The organism is Pedobacter changchengzhani (assembly GCF_004354365.1).
GTDB lineage: Bacteria > Bacteroidota > Bacteroidia > Sphingobacteriales > Sphingobacteriaceae > Pedobacter > Pedobacter changchengzhani.
In genome coordinates, this window is record NZ_SJCY01000009.1 from 25,485 (window position 1) to 49,955 (window position 24,471).

A 24,471-nucleotide genomic window follows, 5' to 3' on the forward strand; every position below is an offset into this window, starting at 1 on the left:
TTTTTTATCATCACATGCAACCTTTTCTGGTAATCCGTCATCTTCTAGGTACAAACACACAATGAAATTGATGCATCCTTATACTTTAGATGATTTGATGACAGGCTGTAAAGCCGGCGACCGAAAGATGCAGGAATTGCTTTATAAGCAAACAGCGCCTAAAATGTTGGCTATTTGCATGCGTTATGCAAAGGATAGGATGGAAGCTGAAGACGTTTTACAGATGGGATATATTAAAATTTTTCAGAAAATTGAAGATTTTAGAGGCGATGGATCTTTTGAAGGCTGGATGCGAAGGATTATGGTGCACACCGCAATTGAGAGCTACCGTAAAAATTCGCGCGCGCTAAAAATTGTTGAAATTGATGCTGGTTATGAACAAATACCGGCAGATAGCGGTAATTATTTAGAGGCTTTTAGCACTTTGGGTATGAAGGATTTGATGAAGATTATACAGAAATTAGCTGATGGTTACCGAATAGTTTTTAATATGTACGTAATTGAGGGCTACACGCACAAAGAAATTGCAACAGAACTTGGTATTGCTGAAAATACGAGTAAAACTCAATTGTTTAGGGCAAGGGCAATTTTAAAACAGGAAATTATAAAAATGGAGGGATTTGGTTATGCAACCTATACAGGATAAGGATTTTGATCAGCTTTTTGAAAATGTTTTTGATGAGGCGGAGGTTGCCCCTTCGAGAGATTTATGGAGTACAATTGAAAGTGAAATTACACCAAAGAAAAAGCGAATAATTCCGATTTACTGGTTATCGGCAGCTGCTGTGTTATTAATGGTTGGCATAGGTGTTTTAATATATCAAAAACAAGTTGTTAAACCTACACGGTATGCCACTTATATTGCGCCTAAAAATGAACCGGTGGATGTGCAACAAGAAACTTCGCCATCGGTTAATGTGCCTAACGAAGTGGTAAAGGAAACTGTAAAAATTGAAGTTAAATCTGTTGCTAGGTTTGTGAATACAAAAGCAAAAGTAAAATCTGTAGCAAATGAAAAAGTGGAGGATTTAATTGATGTGCCTACAGTAATTATTGCGAAAACTAAAATCCCTGAAAGTAATGTGGAATCGAAAATTGAATATGTGATACCTAATCCAAAGGAAGTTATAGTCTTGGCATCCAATGCAAGTTCTCATGATGATAATTTAACGGTAAGTGAGCCAAAACAAAAGGGAAATAAAGGCATTCGCAATGTAGGCGATGTGGTTAACCTTATTGTAAACACGGTTGATAAAAGAAAGGACAAATTTATTCAGTTTAAAACTACTGATGATGAATCGTCATTGTCATCGATAAATATTGGGCCTTTTAAGATAGGCAGGGGAGATAGATAGGGAGTTAAGGTTGAGGACGAGGTTGAGGACGAGGGTAAGGTTGAGGTTGAGGTTGAGGACGAGGTTGAGGTTAAGAATGAAATTGAGATTTGAAAATAAACACACAAGCTATATGAAAAAACTAATTTTTACAACACTTTTGGTAAGCGGGCTTGCCAGTGTTATGGCGTTAAAAGTAAACGCCCAAACAGATTCTTTGCAGACAGATACTGTGATTATAAAGAAGAAAACAACCTACACAATCAAAATTGGCGATGGGAACTTGATTTCTAAAGGCGAGGCAAAACCAGACTCTGCAACTAAAGGCCATTTTGTAGGTGGGTTAACTTTTACCAGGGTTGATATAGGTTTTGCCAGATTAGTGGATAATGGAAGCTTCAATTTATCGCCAGCCAACCAGTTTTTAGATTATAAGGGAGGTAAAACAAGCACTTTCTCTTTCGATATTTTACAGTACGGTTACCGCTTCAATAGCAATTTCAAAATATCACTTGCAGGTGGTTTCGATTGGACTTTAATTCGATTAAGAAATAACATTACCATTCAAAAAAATCAGCCAACATTAACTTATGTTAATGAGACCATTAACTTTTCTAAGAATCGTTTCTCTAGCAGTTATGTGCACTTTCCTTTACACTTCGAATTTCGTACCAAAGAAAATAATGATGGAAAAAGATTTTACCTTGTTTTGGCGCCAGAAATTGGTTTCTTATTAAACGGAAAGGTTAAGCAAATTAGTGATGAAAACGGTAAGGACAAACAATACGATGGTTATCACTTTCAATCTGTACGTTACGGTGGTGCAGTAAGATTTGGCTATGGCGGATTGGGCTTATTTACCAAATACTATTTTAATGATATGTTTAATACGCCTGCACAGGCCGGTTTAAAAAACATGAGTTTTGGAATAACTTTCGGAATTAATTAAATTTTTCTCTCCTTCAGGAGAGATGTCCGAAAGGACAGAGAGGTATACACAAATCAGTTAAATCCTGTTTCGGTTAGGCGAAGCAGGATTTTATTATAATGTTTTAAGAAACATTTCTGGAGTTAAAACGCTAAGTTTACTTTTTTTATAATCCTTTATATTTCTTGTAATTATGATACTAATCGTGCCATAATTTTCAGCCGAAAAATTTTGCAAAGCATCTTCAAAATCGTTAAAATCAGAATCAATTGAAGCTAATACGGCATTTTTATCTGTAATTACCACATCTAAGAAAGTCAATAATTTCTTAAAGTTCTCCATTATTAATTGATGCGAAAAATGTTTTCTAATTATATAATGAGTATTAGATATTGCTAAAGCAGTTAAATATCCTTTTATTTTACCTTTTTCACATTCACTCAAAATATTTAATGAATCATCAAAAAAGGGTTTTCTTTGAAGAAGGAAGTCAATTAAGATATCAGAATCAAGTAGTATATTATTCATTATCCCAGTATTTTTGATATTTTTCTTCTCTCATTTTTTCTAATTCTTTTTTGTAATCATAATCTGCTGGCAATGTTACTTTTGGTAAATCCTTTAAAATTGATTTTAACATTGGAGAAAGCTCTTGCTCTTTTTTCACAATTTCTTCTTTTTTAGAAACGGCCTTTAAATAATTTTCAACTACAGCCGATAAACTTCTACCTTGCTTGGCAGCATAATCCTTAGCCTGTTTAATAACAGACTCATCTATCGTTAATGTCAACTTTGTATTCATACTATAAATTTAAACAAAATTTTATACACGTGCAAATTATTTAAAAACACACGTGTGATTTTGATTTAAGTCTTTTATCTCCCAATATCAAAGGTGCTTTGAATAATATATTAACTTTTTACTGATTCTTTAGTTTTTTCGTTTTGGTCTTTATTCTTTAATCCTTGTTCTTTTTGCTTTAACCTTTATCCCTTATATTTACACCGTGAGCAATACCATAATTAGTGTAAAAAATTTAACAAAGCAATACCAAGCTGAACAAGCTGGGGGCATAAAAAACGTTAGTTTTAATATAGATAGGGGTGATATCGTAGCCATTATCGGCGAAAGTGGAAGTGGAAAATCTACCTTGCTAAAATCTATTTATGGGTTATTAAAAATGGATGAAGGTGAGATTCTTTTTGATGAAGAAAGAATTAAAGGTCCTGACGAGCAATTAATTCCTGGCCATAAACAAATGAAAATGGTTACTCAAGATTTCTCGCTGAACATCTACGCTAAGGTTTACGATAATATTGCTTCACAACTGTCGAATACTGACCTTAAAAGCAAATCGGAGAAAACGCTTGCTATAATGGAACATTTGCGGATTCTTCCACTTCAAAATAAAAAAATTATAGAATTAAGTGGAGGCGAGCAACAGCGAGTTGCGATTGCAAAAGCCATGGTTGCCGATACAAAAGTTTTATTGTTAGATGAACCTTTTAGTCAGGTTGATGCTTTATTAAAAAACCAATTACGGGCTGATATAAAAAGAGTTGCTGCTGAAACTGGGGTGACAGTGATTTTGGTTTCGCATGATCCGGCTGATGGATTATTCTTGGCCGATCAGTTATTGATTTTAAGAGATGGCGAACTTTTACAGACTGGTAAACCATCAGAAATTTATCAGCGACCAAAACATATTTATACTGCCCAAATTTTAGGTAATGCAATTGTTTTAGCTAAAGCTGATGCCGAGAAAATTGGATTAAAAACGGATAAAGAAACAGTTGTCTTTTATCCCGAATGGGCAGAAATCACAAGCAATTGGAGCAGTAGAAGGTTTGAGGTGAAAGATGTTTACTACAAAGGCTTTTATGATGAATTATTGCTCGAAAGAAATGGTGTAATGGTGCGAGCACTGCAGTTGAATAGGGGAGCGCACAAAAAAAACGACCATGTTCAGCTGAACATTGGTCGTTTTTTAGAATTTTAAAACTAAATTAGGTTACATTATCAGCAGCAACAAGCGTAATTTTTACCCTGATTTTTGTAGTAGGTTTTATGGGATCTACAGTATTTTTATCAGAATTTTGAGCTTCAATTAAAATACCACCGCTATATACGGTATAACTATAAGATTGAAGATTATATACAAACGGCAATGCCGCATAACTGGTAAAATTACCGCCACTTGGATACGAAATGGCAACAATTGTTCCCTCGTTATTTAAGTGGTAACTGTTTATTTCTTTTAAGTCTATTATTTTATCAAGTTGTACAGAATACGTATTTCTATCTACTGACAACACCCAATCACTCGGTAGCACATCTACAGTAATTGTTCTGTTTGGTGTAGTCTGATTTACAATGGTTTCTTTTTTGCAAGATGCCAAACCTAGTGTGGCGATGCAAAGCATTAAGATGGTTAGTTTTTTCATAACAATTTGGTTTTAATTTGTGTGTGTTTTTTATAATGCAAAACAACTGCCAAAAAATAATTAGCAAAAAATGTGGAGTAGTTTTTGTTCAATATTGAATATTGCCTAATACAAAAAAATATACTTTTAACTTATGATCAGAAAAATATTTACAATTTTACCTTGGTTGATTTTAGTAATTGCGGGTTACTTTTTTATCTCTAAAAAGTTTAGCATTAATACTTCCGTAGAAACTAAACATCAGCTTTTAGTCGAAAAAATAGAGGCTATAGGCAAATTAGAGCTTGTTCGTTATCAAATTAGCGATGTTTTGGAACATAAAAGTAAAACCGATTTTTTGCCCGAAGCCAGTGTTTTACTAATTGTGAAAGCCGAAGCCGTTGGTTGTATAGACCTTACAAAAATTACTCGAAATGATATTGAAATAGATGTTGATACTGCTGTAGTAAATTTACCACAGCCAGAAATTTGTTATGTAAAAATCGACCATAAAAACTCACGTGTGTATGATACAAAAATGGCTTTTTTTAGAGAAGGGGAGTTAGTTGATGACGCGTATAAGGCGGCCGAAAAGCAAGTTACGGTAGAGGTTAAAAAATCGGACATTTTAGCTCAAACAAAAACAAACGCCACAAATGTTTTAAAGCCAATAATTGAAGGCTTGGGCTATAAAAATGTGAGATTGACTTTTGATTAACTGAAACCTGTCGTCACCCTGAATTTATTTCAGGGTCGTTCTTTGCATTAAGATGCTGAAATAAACGACGAAGCCCTCTTGAATACCAATAAAAAACAAATAACTATAAATGAAAAATTCAGCATGACGGATTAACAGTTCTACTTTACAAAATCCTCCCGATGTGGGTTAAACACATCAATTAAAAGGCCTGCTTCTAAACAAACCACACCATGGAATACCATTGTTGGTGCAAAAAAAACGTCACCTTCATTTAGGATTTTTTTATCGCCGCCCATGCTTACTTCAAAGCTACCTTTAGCTACATAACTCATTTGTAAGTGTGGATGATTATGAATCGTTCCAATTGAATCTTTTTCAAAAGCAACTTTTACAAGCATTAGATCGTTATCATAAGCCATAACTTTACGTTTAATGCCAGCGCCCAAATCTGCCCAATCGATATCGTTATCGGCGATTAATGTTTTGTTAGCTAAATTTTTGAAATTCATTATGTTATACATAATCAAATTAATGAAATCAGATTCTTTACTGCGTGCTGATCCAATAGCTATCGGATGACAAGGCGTGAAATTCTCTGTTTTCTCGGTGAGAAACTCTGTTTCCTCTGTGGTTAAATTTCATTAAACTAAATATTCAAACAAAGTTTGATCTTGATTCAAATCAATTACATCAAATTTAAATTCTTTCATACGTTCAACTAAGCTGAAATAGTCATCTCTATTTGAAAGTTCGATGCCCACCAAAGCTGGTCCGTTTTCTTTATTTGTTTTTTTAATAAATTCGAAACGGGTAATGTCATCTTTCGGACCTAAAACTTCGTTTACAAATAACTTTAAAGCACCCGGTCTTTGCGGAAAACGGACAATGAAATAGTGTTTTAAACCTTCAAAAAGTAAAGATTTCTCTTTAATTTCTTGCATCCGTTCTATGTCGTTATTTCCCCCACTAACCACACAGACTACAGTTTTGCCTATAATTTGGTCTTTCACCTGTTCTAAAGCAGCAACAGCCAAAGCGCCCGCAGGCTCTACCACAATGGCATCCTCATTATAAAGTTTTAAAATGGTTGTGCAAACTTGTCCTTCCGGAATTAAATATGTTGAGCTTAGCAATTCTTGGCAATATTTATAGGTAATCCACCCCATTCTTTTCACGGCCGCACCATCTACAAAACGTTCGATGTTCTCCACAGTTACGGGTCCGCCGTTTTTAAGCGCCTCGCTTAATGAGGGGGCGCCCATGGGTTCTACACCGAAAATTTTAACTGCCGGTTTTACAGTTTGCATGTAAGCACTAACGCCTGCCGCTAAACCTCCGCCACCAACAGGCACAATTATGGCATCTAATTCTGGTAAATCCTGAAAAATTTCCATTGCCACTGTGGCCTGTCCTTCAATAATTTTTTCATCATCAAATGGAGGAATAAATGTCGATGATTTTTCTTCACAATACACCAATGCTTCTTTTAAACAATCGTCGAAAGTATCGCCAACTAAAATAATTTCGATATTGTTGCCACCAAACATAATTACTTGTTTAATTTTTTGTTTTGGCGTTATTTCGGGCATAAATATTACGCCTTTAATGTTTAATTTTTTGCAAGAAAATGCAACCCCTTGTGCATGGTTACCAGCACTTGCACATACAATTCCGTTTTTTAAAGCATCGGCATTTAAAGTACTTATTTTATTGTAGGCACCGCGCAATTTGTAAGAACGTACAATTTGTAAATCCTCTCTTTTGAGATAAACGTTTGCATTGTATTTTAAAGATAAGCCTGCATTAAAATCTAATGGAGTACGTTTTACAATACCTTCCAAAGTTTTAAAAGCGCCTTCAAAATCAAAAGTATTTCCTATTGTGTCATTCATTTTTTAAGTATCAAGTAATGAGAATCAAGTATCAAGACTAGATTTTCAATATATTTTTTGAAAAACAGGTTCAGTGCCTTTCGGTTACGGCAGTCCTGCTATTCGTTACAATCTTTTTATCCTCAAAGCCCCCTTTGGGGGTTGAGGGTAAAAAGGATTTTTACTACTATCAGGTTTAGAGAAGCTAGGTCTGTGTTTCAAATATAGAAGCACCCCTCCGCTGTCTTCTTTATTCCTTCGCCTTACAAAAACTTATTAATTGCATCTAAATATGCGTTCGCAGATGCTTTTACAATATCAGTACTGAAGCCATAACCAACGTAAGCTTTTCCCTCAAACTCCACTTTCATGTTCACTTTACTTACATCATCGCTACCCGCGTGCATAGCTTGAATTGCAAATTCTTTAAGTTTAATATCCTTGCCAATAATGCTCATAATAGCATTAACTGTTGCATCAACAGGGCCGTTGCCTTCTGCTTTAGCTTCATGCTCTTCGCCATTATATTGCAACTTAATACTTGCAGTAGGCTTGTCTTCATCGCCACAAACTACGTGTAGCAAGTTTAATTTATAACCATTTTTATACGATTCAGTTTCTCCATTGCTCATTAAAAACAATAAATCATCGTCGCTAATATCTTTTTTTTCATCAGCTAAAACCAAAAACCGCTCATAAATATCATCAATATTAATTTTATCTATATCGTAATCTAAACGCTCTAAATGATGTTTTAAAGCATGTCTGCCACTTCTTGCGGTTAAAATAATATCTGCACTATTTAGGCCAACATCTTCGGGGTTAATAATTTCATAATTTTCGCGATGTTTTAAAAATCCATCTTGGTGAATACCAGAACTATGCGCAAATGCATTTTTACCAATAATTGCTTTGTTTGGCTGTACTGGCATGTGCATCATTCTGCTTACCATACCGCTAATTTCGGTAAGTTGCTTACTATTAATTGCAGTATGTAAACCTAAGCTGTGCGTTTTTAAAATCATGGCAACTTCTTCCAAAGCTGTATTGCCCGCTCGTTCGCCTATTCCGTTTATGGTACATTCAATCTGGCGAGCACCATTTAATACGCCTGCCATACTGTTTGCAGTAGCCAAACCTAAATCGTTGTGGCAATGAACAGAAATTATAGCTTGGTCGATATTTTTAACGTTTTCCTTTAAATAAAGTATTTTCGATCCGTATTGTTCCGGCATGCAATACCCATTCGTATCAGGAATATTTACTACCGTTGCACCGGCTGTAATAACTGCCTCAATCATTTGTGCTAAAAATTCATTGTCGGCTCTACCTGCATCTTCGGCATAAAATTCAATATCCTCTACAAATTGTTTCGCATACTTAACTGCATCAACGGCACGTTCTAAAATTTTCTCTCTTGTGCTGTTAAATTTGTATTTGATATGCATATCGGATGAACCAATTCCAGTATGAATACGCGGATATTTTGCGTGTTTTAACGAATCCACAGCAACATCAATATCGCCTTTAATGGCTCTGGTTAATGCACAAATGGTCGTGTTTTTAATTACTTTCGATAGTTCTACAACGCTTTGAAAATCGCCTGGACTAGAAATAGGGAAACCCGCTTCAATTACATCTACACCAAGTTGTTCAAGGGATTTTGCAATTACAATTTTTTGGTTTGTATCTAATTGGCAACCGGGAACTTGTTCTCCATCGCGTAAAGTGGTGTCGAAAATATAGACTTTATTTGGATCGTGTATCATTGTGCGTTTTTATGAATTGATTGATTTTTGTGATAAAAATTTTAAAACTAACGCACCCATTTCGGTCGTGCCTAAAACTTTATAACGTTCTGTATTTTGGTCGGCGATGTCATTTGTTCTAAAACCTTCTTTTAAAACCTCATTTATGGTATCAACCAGTAATTTAGCCTCTTCTTTTAAGCCGAAACCAATTTCTAACATCAGCGCAGCCGATAAGATAGAAGCCAAAGGATTAGCTAAATTTTTTCCTGCAATATCATGTGCAGACCCGTGAATAGGTTCGAAAAAACCTGTACTTTCACCAACAGATGCTGATGCCAACATGCCCATCGAACCGGCGATTTGCGAAGCTTCATCTGTTAAGATATCGCCGAATAGATTAGCCGTTAGCACTACATCAAATTTCTTTGGATTTTTGATGAGTTGCATGGCCGCATTATCTATGAACATGTGTTCGGTTTCCACATCAGGATATTGTTTAGCAATTTCTTGCACTGTTTCACGCCATAAGCGAGAACTCTCTAAAACATTTGCCTTATCTACCGAACATAATCTTTTATTGCGTTTTTGCGCTGCTTGATAAGCTTTGTGTGCAATTCGTTCAACTTCGTAGCGATGGTAAATCATTAAATCAGAAGCCGTATTTCTATCTTCTGATCTAAATTTTTCGCCAAAATAAACATCGCCGGTTAACTCTCTAAAAAAAAGTATATCAGTACCTCTTAAAATTTCAGGTTTGATGCTCGATGCCTCAAGAAGTTCATCAAAGAGCAATATAGGACGGAGGTTTGCAAATAAACCTAAATCTTTACGGATTTTTAGTAATCCTTGTTCGGGTCTAACTTTTAAACTTGGATCATTATCGTATTTAGCATGACCAATCGCCCCAAATAAAATTGCATCACTATTTCTTGCTTTTTCTAAGGTTTCATCAGGAAGTGGATTACCTGTAACTTCGATGGCTGCATGCCCCATTAAAGCTTCATCAAAAATGAAGTCGTGTCCAAAAATTTCAGCAATTTTTTCTAATGCTGCTTTTCCCCAAGTGGTTACTTCAGGCCCAATACCATCTCCTGGTATTACTAAAATATTTTTTCTCATTGCACTAAACGCTTTCTTGTATATTTTCAACGATTTTTACCTCGCCATTTGCTAATAATATTCTTCTTTCTAAACAACTTGGCAGTTGCGATTCAAAATGCCCAACGTATATAACCGTCATTCCGTTGCTACACAATTCATCAACCAGTTGGTTAAAATCTTGTGTTTGTTGTTGGTCTAATCCTTGGCAAGGCTCATCTAATATTAATAATTCAGGATTTTTAATAATCGTTCTTGCCAATAAAACTAAACGTTGCTTACCTAATGGAAGGGCAGTTAACAACTCGTTTTTTTGTGCGGTTAAACCGAAATATTCTACTAGTTCATCAACTTGTGTACTTTTTGTATAAGGTAACTGTTGGAATAAACCTACTGTATCGTAAAATCCCGATGCAATACTTTGCCAAACTGTGGCTTTGGCATCAAAATACCAATGAAATTCGGGCGAGATTAAGCCGATATGTTGTTTTATATCCCAAATACTTTCTCCACTTCCGCGTTTGTTGCCAAATAAATAAAGTTCATTGGCATACGATTGAGGATGATCTCCATTAATTAAACTTAATAAAGTTGATTTCCCTGAGCCATTATGCCCCTGAAGCAACCACTTTTCGCCTGCTTTAACTTCCCAATTTATGTTTTTTAATACTTGCTTTTCTCCGTAACTGATATTTACATCGATCATGGTAACCATATTTTCTGATGAATAAATAGGAGATTCTTTTAAAAAACTAGGTATTTCTCTATCGTGTTTTTCGTACTTAACGCTGTTAATTTCTTTTGTTTTTGAAACTTTTATTTGCCCATCTTTTATTTCAGCAAAACGATTTATCCTCAAAGGCAGTTCATGATCGTTGCTAATTAAAATTAGTTGTACGCCTTCGTTCGTAATTTTATCCAGCAGGATATTTAAGTTTTTGCGCGAGGTAAAATCTAACCCAGTGTAAGGCTGATCGATAATTAGCAATTGCGGTTTTAACCATAAAGCCTTAACCAGCTGTAATTTTTTATGCTCTCCACTTGATAGTTCTATTAATTGCGAACTTGCGAAAGAAGAAAAATTTAAGGCATCTAAAACGGGTTCAACTTGGTCTAAATGCAGATTTTTTTCTTTGCCATAATTTACTAATTCTGCATGAACAGTTAAAGTATCTTTAGCTTGTTGACTGGTGTAACGTTGTTGGTAGTAAAAATTTGCTACACCATCTAAGTTTTTAAATTGATACCAACTTTCTACAAATAGTACTTCTGCTGGTAAATTACTATCAGGATTGAAGTTAATTTCTACCTGACCGATTCCACTTTGCAAACCAGCTATTATTTTAGCTAATGATGTTTTTCCACTGCCACTTTCGCCTAATAAAACATAGTTTTCCCCATCATTTATAGTCCAATTCAAATCCGTTAACACCGATTTACCGCTATAGTCTAAATAAAGATTAGAAACAACAAGAACCCCTAAATCCCTGCCTGCCTGGCAAGCAGGCCCTGAAGGGGACTTTGACTTTCTATCGTTTAACCCCAAACCCCTAGAGGGGCTTTCAGTTAAATCGTTTATATTTATTGTGCTAGACATTTTTACAATTACTATTTACTTTGGGTTTTCAGTTCCTCCTTAAGGGGGTTAGGGAGTTTCAAACTCCACTATTAAATCTTTCTGCGCTAAAATGAAATCTATATCGTCATAGCCATTTATCAAACATGACTTTTTGTAAGCATTAATTTCAAAACTTTCATTTGCACCGGTTTCTAAAATCGTTATGGTTTGATTTTCTAAATCAATTTCTAACGGAGATTTAGCATCCTGCTCAATTGCTTTAAAAATTTGTGCTAAAAAACGCTCACTAACTTGAACGGGAAGTAAACCATTATTTAGTGCATTTCCTTTAAAAATATCGGCAAAGAAACTGCTAATTACCACATCAAAACCTGCATCCTGTATTGCCCATGCAGCATGTTCTCTACTGCTGCCACAACCAAAGTTTTTTCCTGCAACTAAAATTTTGCCGCTGTATGTTGGGTTATTCAACACGAAATCTAATTTTGGTTGACTGTCATTTTCATAACGCCAATCGCGAAATAAATTCTCGCCGAATCCATCACGTGTAGTTGCTTTTAAAAACCTAGCCGGAATAATCTGGTCGGTGTCTATATTTTCTATGTTTAACGGCACAACAGCCGATGTTAATTTTGTGAATTTTTTCATAGCCCTTAATCCCCTAAAGGGGAAATTTTAATCGTTAATATTTTTATGATCCCAAAAAGCCCCTTTAGGGGTTTGAGGTTATTTCTTCCAAGCCTTAATTCTCAATCTTCTATAATCTGCAGTCCACTCTCCATTTTTAAAATAGTTTGGTTTAAGTATTTCTACAGCTAAACTTTTCAGTGCTTCTGCTTCGTCTGTTTCAAGGTTTTTAAAGGCATGTTGTGCAAATTGATCTATCCAAATATACATGCCTTGTTCGCCAACTAATTTTGTTGGTCTATCAAATAACCATGCTTGCTCAACCTCAAAACCTTGCTTTTCTAATAAGCTAGTATAAGTTGAAATAGAAGGGAAGAACCAAAAATTATTGATTACCCGATCAGCAAGGCTTAAATTCTTGGCTGCAGTTGCGATAGCATCTGTAATGCTTTTTACATTTCCTTTTCCGCCAAACTCAGCAATTAATCTTCCACCAGGTTTTAAACTTTTAAACAACCCTTCAATTAATGCTGTTTGGTTTTCTATCCAATGGAACGTTGCATTGCTAAAAATTGCGTCGAACTGTTCATTATAAGGGAGTTTCGTGGCGTCAATTACTTCAAAATTCAAATCTGGGTAATTGGCATTTGCTGTCGCAACCATTTCTGCCGAAGCATCAGTTCCTAAAACATTAGCGCCACTTTCTGCAATTTGTGAAGCCAATTGACCTGTTCCACAGCCAACATCTAAAATATTTTCTCCAGCCTTAGGTGCAAGCCATTGTAAAACATCTGCACCATAATCTGATACAAATTGATGTTGTTTATCGTATAAGTTACTGTCCCAATGTATTTCTGGCATATTAACCCCCTAGCCCCCTAAAGGGGAATAAAACTGTTGTTATTAAAGTTTTAATTTTCATAATCTTACTCTTTTAAAGTTTATCCTTCAATCTCAACATAATGTTCAACTGTTGGAAAAGGATCATAAAAATGATGCAATAATTTTTTCCAATCTTGGTATGCTAACGAACCTCTAAAACCTTCAGTATGCGCTTCTAATGTTTCCCAGTTTACAAGTAATATGTATTTATCTGTTTCTTCAATACATTTTTTCAATTGATGAGAAATGTAACCATCCATCGAAGAGATAATGTTTTCGGCTTTACCAAAGGCTTTTTCAAAATCAGCTGATAAACCTGTTTTTATATTTAATATGGCTACTTCTAAAATCATATGCGGTTTTCGCTTTCGGCTTTAGTCTTTTAGCTTTCCGCTAAAAATTCCCTCACATCCGTAATTACTCCAGTTACAGCAGCAGCTGCCGCCGTTAACGGACTAGCCAATAATGTTCTAGAATTTTGTCCTTGTCGGCCTTCAAAATTTCTATTTGATGTAGAAACGCAATATTTTCCCGCAGGGATTTTATCTTCGTTCATGCCTAAACAAGCGCTACAACCCGGTTCGCGTAATTGGAAACCTGCATTTTCGAAAATTTTATCTAAACCTTCGTTTATGGCTTGTTGTTCTACCTGTTTTGATCCTGGTACAATCCATACGATAACATTATCCGCTTTGTGCTTACCTTTTACAAATGCTGCAACTTCACGTAAATCTTCAATACGAGAGTTTGTGCAACTACCAATAAATACATAATCAACTGGTTTACCAATTAACGATACATCATCATCAAAGCCCATATAATTTAGAGCTTTTTGATAAGAAAGCTGTTCTTTATCTGGTTGCGCATTTGTGGCAGGAATATTTTCTAAAATACCCATTCCCATTCCTGGGTTAGTACCGTATGTAATCATTGGCGCAATGTCAGCAGCATCAAAAGTTAAAACTTTATCAAATTTTGCATTTTGATCAGTGTAAAGCGTTTTCCAATAGGCTAGGGCTTTATCCCATTCTGCACCTGCAGGAGCAAATTCTCTGCCTTTAATATAATCGAAAGTTGTTTGATCTGGCGCAATTAAGCCACCTCTCGCACCCATTTCAATACTCATATTACAAATCGTCATTCTAGCTTCCATGCTCAAAGCTTCTATGGCCGAACCAGCATACTCGATAAAATATCCAGTACCGCCTGCAGCAGAAATTTGAGCAATGATGTATAGAATAATGTCTTTTGCTCCAACACCTTTCCCAAGTTCACCGTTCACCTCAATTTTCATGGTTTTAGGTTTCGATAACAACAAACATTGAGTTGCAAAAACCTGCTCAACTTGCGATGTTCCGATACCAAAAGCAATGGCTCCGAAAGCACCATGTGTAGAAGTGTGACTGTCGCCACAAACGATGGTGTGTCCCGGCAAGGTAATTCCCAATTCCGGACCTATTACGTGTACAATCCCTTGAAAAGGATGCCCTAAACCGTAAAGCTCAACTCCAAATTCAGCACAATTTTTAGTTAGCATATCTACTTGGTAGCGAGATAGCTCTTCTTTAATTGGTTGTAATTGGTTTAAAGTTGGAACGTTATGATCGGCAGTTGCCACCGTTTGCTTCGGACGGAAAACTGGTAATCCTCTTTTTCGCAAACCATCAAATGCCTGTGGCGAAGTTACTTCATGTATTAAGTGCGTATCGATGTATAAAATATCAGGAAATCCTTCTTCGCTCTTTACAACGTGTGCATCCCAAATTTTTTCTACTAAAGTTCTCCCCATCCCATCCTTCCCCAAAGGGGAAGGGGTAGTAACGCTCTTAGTTGGTTGTGTTAACATTTTTGATATTATTTATGTGCTATTTTGTTAAAAAGCCCCCTTTGGGGGTTGGGGGATCTTATGCCGTTTTTATCGCCTTCATTGCCGTCATTGCTTTACGCAAAGTAGCGCCAATTTGCTCCACTTCATGAGAACGAATTGCTTCGTTAATGTCGATCAGTTTTCTGTTATCAACACCGCCATCTTTACCTGTATTAAAGTTTTTTCCAACTAAATCAGTATCTACTTTTTTCATAAAATCAGCCAATAATGGTTTACAAGCTTGATCGAACAAATAACAGCCATACTCCGCGGTATCAGAAATTACTCGGTTCATTTCAAACAATTTTTTGCGGGCGATTGTATTTGCGATAAGCGGTGTTTCGTGTAACGATTCGTAATAAGCAGATTCTGGTTTGATACCCGCTTGAACCATCGTTTCGAAAGCTAATTCTACACCAGCACGAACAAAAGCAACCATTAAAGTATAATTATCGAAATATTCTTGCTCTGCAATTTTTACATCGCCAGCAGGTGTTTTTTCGAAAGCAGTTTCCCCGGTTTCGGCTCTCCATTTCAATAAGTTTTTATCGCCATTTGCCCAGTCAGTCATCATGGTGCTGCTAAATTCGCCACTCATAATATCATCTTGGTGTTTTTGGAATAACGGACGCATAATGTCTTTCAATTCTTCAGAAATTTCGAAAGCTTTAATTTTTGCTTGATTACTTAAACGATCCATCATTGCCGTAATACCACCTTGTTTCAAGGCTTCGGTAATTACTTCAACACCATACTGAACCAATTTAGAAGCATAACCTGCATCAATTCCTTTTTCTACCATTTTATCAAACGATAGGATAGAACCCGTTTGCAACAAGCCACAAAGAATGGTTTGCTCGCCCATTAAATCAGATTTTACTTCGGCAACAAAAGATGATTTTAACACACCAGCACGGTGACCACCTGTACCTACGCAATATGCTTTTGCTTGTGCCAAACCTTTACCTTGTGGGTCGTTTACTGGGTGAACTGCAATTAATGTAGGCACGCCGAAACCACGAACATATTCTGCTCTAACTTCGCTACCCGGACATTTAGGCGCCACCATAATTACGGTTAAATCTTTACGAATTTGCATACCTTCTTCAACGATATTAAAACCGTGAGAATATAATAAAGTTGCACCTTCTTTCATTAAAGGCATAATTGCATTTACAACTGCCGTGTGTTGTTTATCTGGTGTAAGGTTAACCACTACATCGGCAGTTGGAATTAATTCTTCGTAAGTGCCAACTTTAAAATTGTTTTCAGTTGCGTTCTTCCACGAATCTCTTTTGCCTTCAATAGCTTCCTTGCGTAAAGTATAGCTTACATCCAAACCACTATCTCTTAAATTTAAACCCTGATTTAAACCTTGAGCGCCACAGCCTACAACAACAATTTTTTTGCCTTTTAGTGCGCTAACGCCATCTAAAAATTCATTGCTGTCCATAAAATCGCAAACTCCAAGTTGGTTTAATTGTTCTCTAAGTGGTAACGTGTTAAAATAATTCGACATTGTTTTTATTGGTTAATTTCTATTTGTTATTTTTTATCAAATCTTAAGGTTTGATCCTTAAGCTTATCTATCTTATTAGTTTTTTGTTTTGGAAAACAGGCTTCTGTGCTATGCAGCTATTTCAGTCCCGCTTTTTGTTTCTGCCGATGAAAAATCGGCATCCACGTCAATCGGGTTTATTTTAGTCAGGTCAGTATTTTAAAACTCAACCATTCTCATCTTTTAAACTAGTTTTCTTAACGCTATCGCATATCCAAAATGCATATTATCATGGCCGATTGTGGTAATCAATATTTCATCAACAGTATTCATTTGTACTCCATAAGTTGAAGTTGAAAATGGTGTTACGTTTCCAAATTTTCCAGCTGCATAATCTGCCTCTATTTTATTGATACTTTGTATTGCCATCTCTCTCAATTCTTCAACTTCATCCGCAGTTACTGTATATGTCGGTTTTGTATCTTTTTTATAAAATTCATTAAATTCTATTGAAGAAGCATCCTGTAAAAGTCCAGTTCTAATATAACAAAGCGCTTGAGTCGTTACTACAATGTGCCCGAAATTCCAAATAATGTTGTTGTTATAATCTTCTGGAATTTTATTCAATTGCTCAATAGTTAATCCATCAATTAATTTGATAAATGCTTTTCTGGAATTAATTATAAATTCAAATGCTTGTTTCATTATGTATTGTTCTAATTTTTTTCGCTTTAAGCTTTCAACTTTCCGCTTAATTACATTGTAAAAATTTTCTCGCCTTTTTCTAAGAATTCGTTTTCTATCAACTCTTCTCCAGGTTCTTCCGCTTCAAATTCTTTTAATTTTTCATGAAAGCCAGCGCTATCCTTAATAATAGCTACGCGTGCAGAGCGTACAAATTCGATTAGCTCATAGGGTTCTAAAGCCTTAACTAGCGCATCCGTTTCTTCTCTGTGGCCCGCAACTGCGAACACCGTGTAATCTTTACGAATTGCTACCGCACTAGCACCAAATTGCCTAAGCAGTCTTTCTACCGTTACTTTCTCTGCAATTTCATCAGTCGAAACTTTGTAAAGTGCCAATTCTTGCCAAACGATCTCATCATTAGTGTTGAAATAAACTTTCAAAACCTCAATTTGCTTTTCAATTTGACGTGCAAGTTTTCTTACCACTTCATATCCCTCTTCAATTACTATATTGAAACGGTGAATACCGTCAATTTCTGAAGCAGAGCTATTGATGCTTTCTATATTAATCTTTCTTTTCGAGAAGATAATCGCAATCCTATTTAATAAACCGATACGATTTTCAGCATAAACAGTTATTGTAAATTCTTGCTTACCGTCAAAATCAACTTTATTTGTTGTATGCTGTATTGTGTTTTCAGTACTCATTTTTGCCCCTCCCAACCTCCCCAAAGGGGAGGAGTTGATAGTTTTATATTTTAATTAATTCCAAGGCCCCTTTAGGGGTTTGGCGTTTATTTTAATCTTATTTCACTTACACTCATACCTTGTGGCACCATTGGGAAAACATTGTTTTCTCTACCAACCATTACCTCCAAAAGATAAGATCCTTTATGATTAATCATCGTTTCTAAAGCCGTTTTCAAGTTTGCGCGGTCATCAACCTTACTTGCTTCTATGTAATATGATTTAGCTAATGCTACAAAATCAGGACTGGTAATGTTAACGAAAGAATATCGTTTATCGTTAAATAACTGTTGCCACTGTCTTACCATTCCTAAAAAGCGGTTATTCAAAATCAAAATTTTAACCTCTGCACCAAATTGCATAATTGTTCCCAATTCTTGAGGGGTCATTTGAAAACCACCATCGCCAATAATGGCAATAACGGTTTTGTTTGGTGCGCCGTATTTAGCGCCTATTGCTGCGGGCAAACCAAAACCCATTGTTCCTAATCCGCCAGAAGTAATGTTGCTACGTGTGTTGTTAAATTTTGCATATCGGCAAGCTACCATTTGGTGCTGACCAACATCTGTTACAATTATAGCTTCACCATCGCATATTTCGTTTATATTACGCAACACTTCGCCCATGGTCATTTCATCAGTAGTTGGGTAAAGCTCTGGTGTAATTACTTGGTCAATTTCCTGTTGATTGTATTCTTTAAATTTAGCTACCCAATCCTCATGTTTTTTAGCATCAACCAAGTTGGTTAACAGGGGTAAAGTTTCTTTACAATCGCCCCAAACGCCAACATCTGCTTTTACATTTTTGTCAATTTCGGCAGGGTCGATATCTAAATGGATTACTTTAGCTTGTTTTGCGTACTTATCTAAACGGCCAGTTACACGGTCATCAAAACGCATACCGATTGCAATTAAAACATCACATTCATTAGTTAATACGTTGGGGCCGTAATTGCCATGCATACCTAACATGCCTACATTTAAAGGGTGCGATGTTGGTAAAGAACTTTCGCCCATAATTGTCCACGCAGCCGGAATGCCACTTTTATCAATAAAAGCCTTAAATTCTTGTTCGGCAGTTCCCAAAATAACGCCTTGTCCAAATAAAACGAATGGTTTTTTCGCTTCATTAATCAGCTTTGCTGCCTGTTCTATATACTCCACCCTAACTTTTGGTTTTGGGCGGTAAGAGCGGATATGATTGCACTTTACATACTCAGGAAATTCTTCAATTTGTATCTGTGCATTTTTAGTAATGTCGATTAAAACTGGTCCTGGTCTGCCACTTTGAGCAATATGAAAAGCCTTAGCTAAAACTTCTTGTATCTCTTTTGCATCGGTTATTTGATAATTCCACTTCGTAACCGGCGTGGTAATATTAATTACGTCTGTCTCTTGAAAAGCATCAGTACCTAACAAATGAGCGAACACTTGGCCAGTTATACAAACCAAAGGCGTGCTGTCAATTTGCGCATCGGCCAAGCCAGTAACTAAATTTGTAGCACCAGGTCCACTTGTTGCAAAGCACACACCCACTTTACCGCTCGATCTTGCAAAGCCTTGCGCAGCATGAATTCCACCTTGCTCATGGCGAACCAAAATGTGCTCGAGCTTGTCTGCATAATCGTAAAGGGCATCGTAAATAGGCATAATTGCACCACCTGGATAACCGAAAATTGTCGTGACGCCCTCTTCAATTAGTCCATTTAAAAGAACCTGCGAGCCTGTTCCTTTAAAAGCTCCAACCCCCTGAAGGGAACTGGATTTAGTTTCAGTTTTTTGTACTGTGTCTTGTGCCGTTTCCATAATCTCTAATTCTATATTCGTTTTGTCGAATTTTTGACGTTTTACTTTTAATTATACTGGTTGTCTTTGTAAAGATTAACCACTTATTTTTTACCAATTTTAAATCCTATTTTCTCTCTGGTTTCCCACTTTTTTTGAGCGATTTTTTCATCTAGCAAATTATCCATTGCATCGTATAATTGATTTAATTGAATATCATGCTCTTCAATTCGCTCTTTTATTTCCTTTAAGCGTTCATTATCATCGTGTGGTTGAAGAAAAATTCTTCTAACTGCGACGAAAGCCCTCATAATTGCGATGTTCATGTTAACCGCTTTATCACTTTTTAAAATGCCACTTAGCATTGCTACGCCTTGTTCGGTAAAGGCAAATGGCGTTATTAGCGTATTCCTTTTGCTTTGGCTAATCATTACAATTTGTGATGAAGAGCCAATTTCCTCGTATGCGGTCACAATTTGTGACCGCATACTTTCCCACTCAGCAAGAGAAAGCCTAAACATAAAATCATCTGGAAAACGTTTAATATTTCTTTTTACTGCCTGATTTAACACTTTAGTCTCTACCTCATAGAGTTGAGCTAAATCAAAATCAAGCATTACTCTTTCGCCCCTTATTGTATAAATTTTACTTTCAACGCTTTGTATAATTTGCATATCGAATTTGTTTTAACGTTAGTTTATAGTCCAAGGGATGACTTGATTCCTCTTTACAGGTTAATATTCATCAGTTACACAACCATTTGCTGCATCTGATACTGTTTTTGCATATTTATATAAAACTCCTTTAGTAACTTTTAATTCTGGCTGAATATATTTTTTACGTCGTTCGGCGATAACTTCCTCGCTAACTTGCAACGTGATTACATTATTAACGGCATCTATTAAAATTGGATCATCGTCTTCTACCAAACCTATTAAACCACCTTTGTAAGCTTCTGGCGTAATGTGGCCAACAACAAAACCATGTGTGCCACCCGAGAAACGACCATCAGTAATTAGCGCTATCGATTTACCTAAACCAGCACCAATAATTAAAGATGTAGGCTTCAGCATTTCTGGCATTCCTGGTGCGCCAATAGGTCCTTCATTTTTAATCACTACCACATCGCCATGCTTAATTCTTCCAGAAGAAATTCCTACAACTAAATCTTTCTCTCCATCAAATACACGGGCAGGACCTTCAAATTTCTCACCTTCTTTACCACTAATTTTCGCAACAGATCCTTTTTCGGCTAAATTTCCGTAAAGTATTTGTAAATGTCCTGTAGCTTTAATAGGGTCGGTAAGTTTATGAATGATTTTTTGATCATAATCGATGATTGATTTCACATCAGCCAAGTTTTCTGCCATGGTTTTTCCCGTTACCGTTAAGCAGTCGCCGTGCAATAAACCTTCATCTAACATATATTTTAACACAGCAGGAATACCGCCATATTGGTGCAAATCTTGCATCAAGTATTTTCCACTTGGTTTAAAATCTGCTAAAACAGGTGTTATATCACTCATTTTTTGGAAATCGTCTTGCGTAATTTCTACACCAATCGCTTTTCCCATCGCAATAAAATGCAAAACCGCATTTGTACTTCCACCTAAAATAATAATAGAACGAATTGCATTTTCAAATGCTTTCCTAGTCATTACATCAGATGGTTTGATATCTTTTTCTAATAAAATTTTAATGTATTTACCTGCATCTAAACATTCCTGTTTTTTCTCCAAACTAATTGCCGGGTTTGATGAAGAGTAAGGCAAACTCATACCTAAAGCTTCAATTGCCGATGCCATTGTATTTGCCGTGTACATGCCACCGCATGCACCTGCACCTGGGCAAGTATGTTTGATAATGCCTTGATAATCTTCTTCTGATAAATTACCGCAAATTTTTTGTCCTAAAGCTTCAAATGCAGAAACGATATTTAGTTCTTCATCTTTGTAATGGCCTGGTGCAATTGTACCACCATAAACCATTAATGAAGGGCGATTTAACCTAGCCATTGCCATAATAGCGCCCGGCATATTTTTATCACAACCCGGAATAGCTACAATTCCATCATAGTATTGGCCACCACAAATGGTTTCGATACTATCGGCAATAACATCTCTACTTACTAAAGAATAACGCATACCGTCGGTACCATTCGCCATTCCATCACTTACGCCAATAGTATTAAAAACTAAACCTACTAAATCATTTTTCCAAACGCCAGCTTTAACGTCTTTTGCAAGATCGTTAAGGTGCATATTACAAGTGTTGCCATCATAACCCATACTTGCAATGCCAACTTGCGCTTTGCTCATATCGGCATCGGTTAATCCGATTCCGTAAAGCATGGCTTGTGCTGCAGGTTGTGTTGGGTCTTGTGTAAATGTTTTACTGTATTTATTTATTTCGCTCATTTTTAATTAAGGTTGAGGTTGAGGATAAGATTAAGGTTGAGGCTGAGAATGAGGTTAAGGTTGAGGCTGAGCCTGATACTTACTGCTTGATACTATATTATTACTTCATAATTTACTTTTTCCAGTACAAGGTTTTTATAAGCTCGTTGTATGGTGTAACCGATCGATTCTCGCCACATTGTGCGATAAACCACTTCATCAATAGATGCAATTCCAGCAACTTCGGTGGCTGTTCCGCATAAAAAGGCACTGTCTGCATTTTTTAGCTCATCAACGGTTAATTTTTTCTCAATACATTCTATATCTAACACCGTACAAAGTTCTTTTACCGTTGCTCTTGTAATGCCGGGTAAAATATTTCCTAAAGATGGTGTATATAATTTACCATCTTTTTCAATAAATATATTTGCACCCGAAGCCTCGGCTACAAAACCATTCATATCTAAAAGTAAGGCTTCATCATAACCTTTAATGTTCGCTGCAGTTGTTGCTAAAATCGAGTTTACGTAATTTCCGCTCAACTTTGCTTCCATCGGTGTCGATTTTGGATTTGGTCTTTCGTAATCAGAAATGGTTAAGTTTAACAACTTATTTCCCGAATATGCATCCCAATCCCAAGCACAAATAAAAATTGAAACGCCAACAGGTTGATTCAATTTCATGTTGGGATGGCAAAAAACTAAAGGACGGATGTAAGCATCTTTAAGCTTATTTAGTGTAAGTAATTTATATGTTTCTCTAATCAATTCTTGCTTATCCCAAGGGAAAGGAATATTTGCTAATTTACAAGAATGTTCTAACCGATCGAAATGAGCAGCGGCCTTAAAAATACGGTTGCCATTGTGTGTTTTATAAGCTCTAATTCCTTCAAACGCAGCATAACCATAGTGTAGCGATTGGCCGTAAAGATCTGTACTGCTGTCTGCAGCTTTCTCAAATCGCCCATCAAGATAAATTATGGTGTTAGCATTGTAGTACTTCATCACTTGCTTGTATTTAAAAAAAGCGTCCCGTTTGTATCGGGACGCTTTAAGTATATTTAGTTTTTTTTTATTTAAACTGCGTCCGCTTTTTGCCCCATAAAATGTTTAGAAGCAGTAGGTTAATTAAAATGACAGGAAATAACACTACGTTAATCGTTGTTAAATTGGTTGAATTATGAGTAAGTGTTTGATTTAATGGAACCATTATTTTTGTCTTCTAATAATAATCCAATTTAGTTTTTGCTTTATTAATATGCAAGAGAATTTGAAAAAAAGTTAAATAAGAATAATATTTTGCATATATAATTAATACCGATATATTATTCTTTACCTTATTCGAATTAGTAATTTAATACGGTTGAGTATAGACCGAATATCAAAACGGTATATGGTATATTTATTATGCTTGCATTGTATATTTAGTGTTTTTCTTCTTAAAAGTGGAAATTTGTTGTAAAAGTTCTAAAATTTTAACAAATTATTGGCTTGCCTTAGATAATGCTTTATCCCATTTTATACCAAGTGTTGATAAGAAAGCATAAAACTAGAACAAGCAGCCATTTTAGAGCCAACAGTATTTTTATGCTGTTTAAATTCAATAATATTTTTGGTTTTTTCTTGAAGCGCAAATTTCTGCAAAAAAATTATGTTAGTCCTGCCATTCGCTTTACTGCGTGCTCGCTACTGTCAGGGCTAGCTAACTTCAACTTGTGCAATAAACAAAATTTTTACAGCATGATTTATAGCGCAAGTGAGAAGTGAAACTTAAATAGTAGCAAGAACCAAAATTTTTAAACCCTTCCCAATAGCTATCGAAAGTAGCGATATCCTTTGATCACATTCCCCTTTTCGGGGATTGGTGGTAAAAGATTTAGCGGAAATAGGGAGGAGGTTCTCGGTTGAAATGCAGGTTTTGCTTTCCAAATAAAATTTAGTCATCCGTATAATATAGTTAATTGCTGTTATTCATCGGATGACTTATGGCGCATAAAAAAGCCTTTCCGAACTTAATCGAAAAGGCTTTTTAAATGTTTTTAAATAATTTTTAAGCGATACCTTCTGCCAATACAACAATTTTATTTTCTAGCGCTTCTACAACACCGCCTTTAATAAAAAAACGTTCTTCATCAGTTTTATTGCCTTTTATAATCACTTCACCATCTGCTAAAGTTGAAATTATAGGTGCATGATCTTTTAAAATTTGAAAAGAACCTAGCGTACCAGGAACGGTAACGGATATTACTTCGCCTTCGAAAACTTTTTTATCTGGAGTTAATATTTCTAAGTTCATTGTT

General features: G+C 35.8%; 25 protein-coding genes. 5 read left to right on the forward strand and 20 right to left on the reverse strand.

Annotated features, from left to right (window positions below):
* Positions 1-61: 61 nt before the first annotated feature.
* The 3 genes from EZJ43_RS12525 to EZJ43_RS12535 all read left to right on the forward strand — a co-directional run bounded on the left by EZJ43_RS12525 (position 62) and on the right by EZJ43_RS12535 (position 2,283).
* Complete coding sequence (locus tag EZJ43_RS12525; protein ID WP_133263065.1) at positions 62-646, forward strand: RNA polymerase sigma factor; 585 nt, start codon at positions 62-64, stop codon at positions 644-646.
* On the forward strand, positions 627-1,355 hold the full coding sequence (locus tag EZJ43_RS12530) for a hypothetical protein (RefSeq protein WP_133263066.1): 729 nt from the start codon (positions 627-629) through the stop codon (positions 1,353-1,355). The genes EZJ43_RS12525 and EZJ43_RS12530 overlap by 20 nt, the downstream gene beginning before the upstream one ends.
* Positions 1,356-1,467: 112 nt before the next feature.
* Complete coding sequence (locus EZJ43_RS12535) at positions 1,468-2,283, forward strand: outer membrane beta-barrel protein (protein WP_133263067.1); 816 nt, start codon at positions 1,468-1,470, stop codon at positions 2,281-2,283.
* Positions 2,284-2,376: 93 nt separating this feature from the next.
* Here the strand turns inward: EZJ43_RS12535 and EZJ43_RS12540 are convergent, their stop codons facing one another.
* Together EZJ43_RS12540 and EZJ43_RS12545 are read right to left on the reverse strand one after the other, a co-directional pair.
* Positions 2,377-2,790, reverse strand: coding sequence for a type II toxin-antitoxin system VapC family toxin (locus tag EZJ43_RS12540; RefSeq protein WP_133263068.1), 414 nt, complete (start codon positions 2,788-2,790; stop codon positions 2,377-2,379).
* On the reverse strand, positions 2,783-3,064 hold the full coding sequence (locus EZJ43_RS12545; protein ID WP_133263069.1) for a DUF6364 family protein: 282 nt from the start codon (positions 3,062-3,064) through the stop codon (positions 2,783-2,785). Before EZJ43_RS12545 ends, EZJ43_RS12540 begins: the two co-directional genes overlap by 8 nt.
* A gap of 205 nt (positions 3,065-3,269) precedes the next feature.
* Here EZJ43_RS12545 and EZJ43_RS12550 point away from each other — a divergent pair, with 205 nt between their 5' ends.
* A complete protein-coding gene (locus tag EZJ43_RS12550; protein WP_133263070.1) occupies positions 3,270-4,262 on the forward strand; it encodes an ABC transporter ATP-binding protein in 993 nt (330 codons plus the stop codon).
* A 7-nt stretch (positions 4,263-4,269) separates the two neighbouring features.
* On the opposite strand, the gene EZJ43_RS12555 is transcribed toward EZJ43_RS12550, so the two are convergent.
* Positions 4,270-4,707, reverse strand: a complete 438-nt coding sequence (locus tag EZJ43_RS12555) for a hypothetical protein (RefSeq protein WP_133263071.1) — start codon at positions 4,705-4,707, stop codon at positions 4,270-4,272.
* A 133-nt stretch (positions 4,708-4,840) separates the two neighbouring features.
* Between EZJ43_RS12555 and EZJ43_RS12560 the strand changes: the two genes are divergently transcribed.
* Positions 4,841-5,404 carry a DUF4230 domain-containing protein gene (locus EZJ43_RS12560; RefSeq protein ID WP_133263072.1) on the forward strand — a complete coding sequence of 188 codons (564 nt, stop codon included), beginning with the start codon at positions 4,841-4,843 and terminating at the stop codon, positions 5,402-5,404.
* A 140-nt stretch (positions 5,405-5,544) separates the two neighbouring features.
* Here the strand turns inward: EZJ43_RS12560 and EZJ43_RS12565 are convergent, their stop codons facing one another.
* The 17 genes from EZJ43_RS12565 to atpC all read right to left on the reverse strand — a co-directional run bounded on the left by EZJ43_RS12565 (position 5,545) and on the right by atpC (position 24,467).
* Positions 5,545-5,895, reverse strand: a complete 351-nt coding sequence (locus tag EZJ43_RS12565; RefSeq protein WP_133263073.1) for a cupin domain-containing protein — start codon at positions 5,893-5,895, stop codon at positions 5,545-5,547.
* A 132-nt stretch (positions 5,896-6,027) separates the two neighbouring features.
* Positions 6,028-7,278: a threonine ammonia-lyase IlvA gene (gene ilvA, locus EZJ43_RS12570; protein ID WP_133263074.1), complete on the reverse strand. Its 1,251-nt coding sequence runs from the start codon at positions 7,276-7,278 to the stop codon at positions 6,028-6,030.
* Between the two features lie 242 nt (positions 7,279-7,520).
* A complete protein-coding gene (locus EZJ43_RS12575; protein WP_133263075.1) occupies positions 7,521-9,026 on the reverse strand; it encodes a 2-isopropylmalate synthase in 1,506 nt (501 codons plus the stop codon).
* A gap of 9 nt (positions 9,027-9,035) precedes the next feature.
* On the reverse strand, positions 9,036-10,127 hold the full coding sequence (gene leuB, locus EZJ43_RS12580; RefSeq protein ID WP_133263076.1) for a 3-isopropylmalate dehydrogenase: 1,092 nt from the start codon (positions 10,125-10,127) through the stop codon (positions 9,036-9,038).
* Positions 10,128-10,131: 4 nt separating this feature from the next.
* The gene (locus EZJ43_RS12585) at positions 10,132-11,703 is read right to left on the reverse strand and encodes an ATP-binding cassette domain-containing protein (RefSeq protein ID WP_133263077.1); all 1,572 of its coding nucleotides are present in this window, start codon (positions 11,701-11,703) and stop codon (positions 10,132-10,134) included.
* A gap of 48 nt (positions 11,704-11,751) precedes the next feature.
* On the reverse strand, positions 11,752-12,333 hold the full coding sequence (gene leuD / locus EZJ43_RS12590; RefSeq protein WP_133263078.1) for a 3-isopropylmalate dehydratase small subunit: 582 nt from the start codon (positions 12,331-12,333) through the stop codon (positions 11,752-11,754).
* A 78-nt stretch (positions 12,334-12,411) separates the two neighbouring features.
* A complete protein-coding gene (locus tag EZJ43_RS12595; RefSeq protein ID WP_133263079.1) occupies positions 12,412-13,173 on the reverse strand; it encodes a class I SAM-dependent methyltransferase in 762 nt (253 codons plus the stop codon).
* An 80-nt stretch (positions 13,174-13,253) separates the two neighbouring features.
* Positions 13,254-13,547, reverse strand: a complete 294-nt coding sequence (locus EZJ43_RS12600; protein WP_133263080.1) for an antibiotic biosynthesis monooxygenase family protein — start codon at positions 13,545-13,547, stop codon at positions 13,254-13,256.
* A 29-nt stretch (positions 13,548-13,576) separates the two neighbouring features.
* A complete protein-coding gene (leuC, locus tag EZJ43_RS12605) occupies positions 13,577-14,983 on the reverse strand; it encodes a 3-isopropylmalate dehydratase large subunit (RefSeq protein WP_133263244.1) in 1,407 nt (468 codons plus the stop codon).
* 115 nt (positions 14,984-15,098) lie between these two features.
* Positions 15,099-16,580 carry a ketol-acid reductoisomerase gene (ilvC, locus tag EZJ43_RS12610; RefSeq protein ID WP_133263081.1) on the reverse strand — a complete coding sequence of 494 codons (1,482 nt, stop codon included), beginning with the start codon at positions 16,578-16,580 and terminating at the stop codon, positions 15,099-15,101.
* Between the two features lie 222 nt (positions 16,581-16,802).
* Positions 16,803-17,264: a DinB family protein gene (locus EZJ43_RS12615; protein WP_243718087.1), complete on the reverse strand. Its 462-nt coding sequence runs from the start codon at positions 17,262-17,264 to the stop codon at positions 16,803-16,805.
* Between the two features lie 50 nt (positions 17,265-17,314).
* Positions 17,315-17,953, reverse strand: coding sequence for an acetolactate synthase small subunit (ilvN, locus tag EZJ43_RS12620; RefSeq protein ID WP_133263083.1), 639 nt, complete (start codon positions 17,951-17,953; stop codon positions 17,315-17,317).
* A gap of 86 nt (positions 17,954-18,039) precedes the next feature.
* Positions 18,040-19,797: a biosynthetic-type acetolactate synthase large subunit gene (gene ilvB, locus EZJ43_RS12625; protein ID WP_133263084.1), complete on the reverse strand. Its 1,758-nt coding sequence runs from the start codon at positions 19,795-19,797 to the stop codon at positions 18,040-18,042.
* Between the two features lie 83 nt (positions 19,798-19,880).
* Positions 19,881-20,450 carry an ORF6N domain-containing protein gene (locus tag EZJ43_RS12630; RefSeq protein WP_133263085.1) on the reverse strand — a complete coding sequence of 190 codons (570 nt, stop codon included), beginning with the start codon at positions 20,448-20,450 and terminating at the stop codon, positions 19,881-19,883.
* Between the two features lie 60 nt (positions 20,451-20,510).
* Positions 20,511-22,193, reverse strand: coding sequence for a dihydroxy-acid dehydratase (ilvD, locus tag EZJ43_RS12635; protein ID WP_133263086.1), 1,683 nt, complete (start codon positions 22,191-22,193; stop codon positions 20,511-20,513).
* A 92-nt stretch (positions 22,194-22,285) separates the two neighbouring features.
* The gene (gene ilvE, locus EZJ43_RS12640; RefSeq protein WP_133263087.1) at positions 22,286-23,176 is read right to left on the reverse strand and encodes a branched-chain-amino-acid transaminase; all 891 of its coding nucleotides are present in this window, start codon (positions 23,174-23,176) and stop codon (positions 22,286-22,288) included.
* A gap of 1,045 nt (positions 23,177-24,221) precedes the next feature.
* Positions 24,222-24,467, reverse strand: coding sequence for an ATP synthase F1 subunit epsilon (gene atpC, locus EZJ43_RS12645; protein ID WP_133263088.1), 246 nt, complete (start codon positions 24,465-24,467; stop codon positions 24,222-24,224).
* Positions 24,468-24,471: the final 4 nt, after the last annotated feature.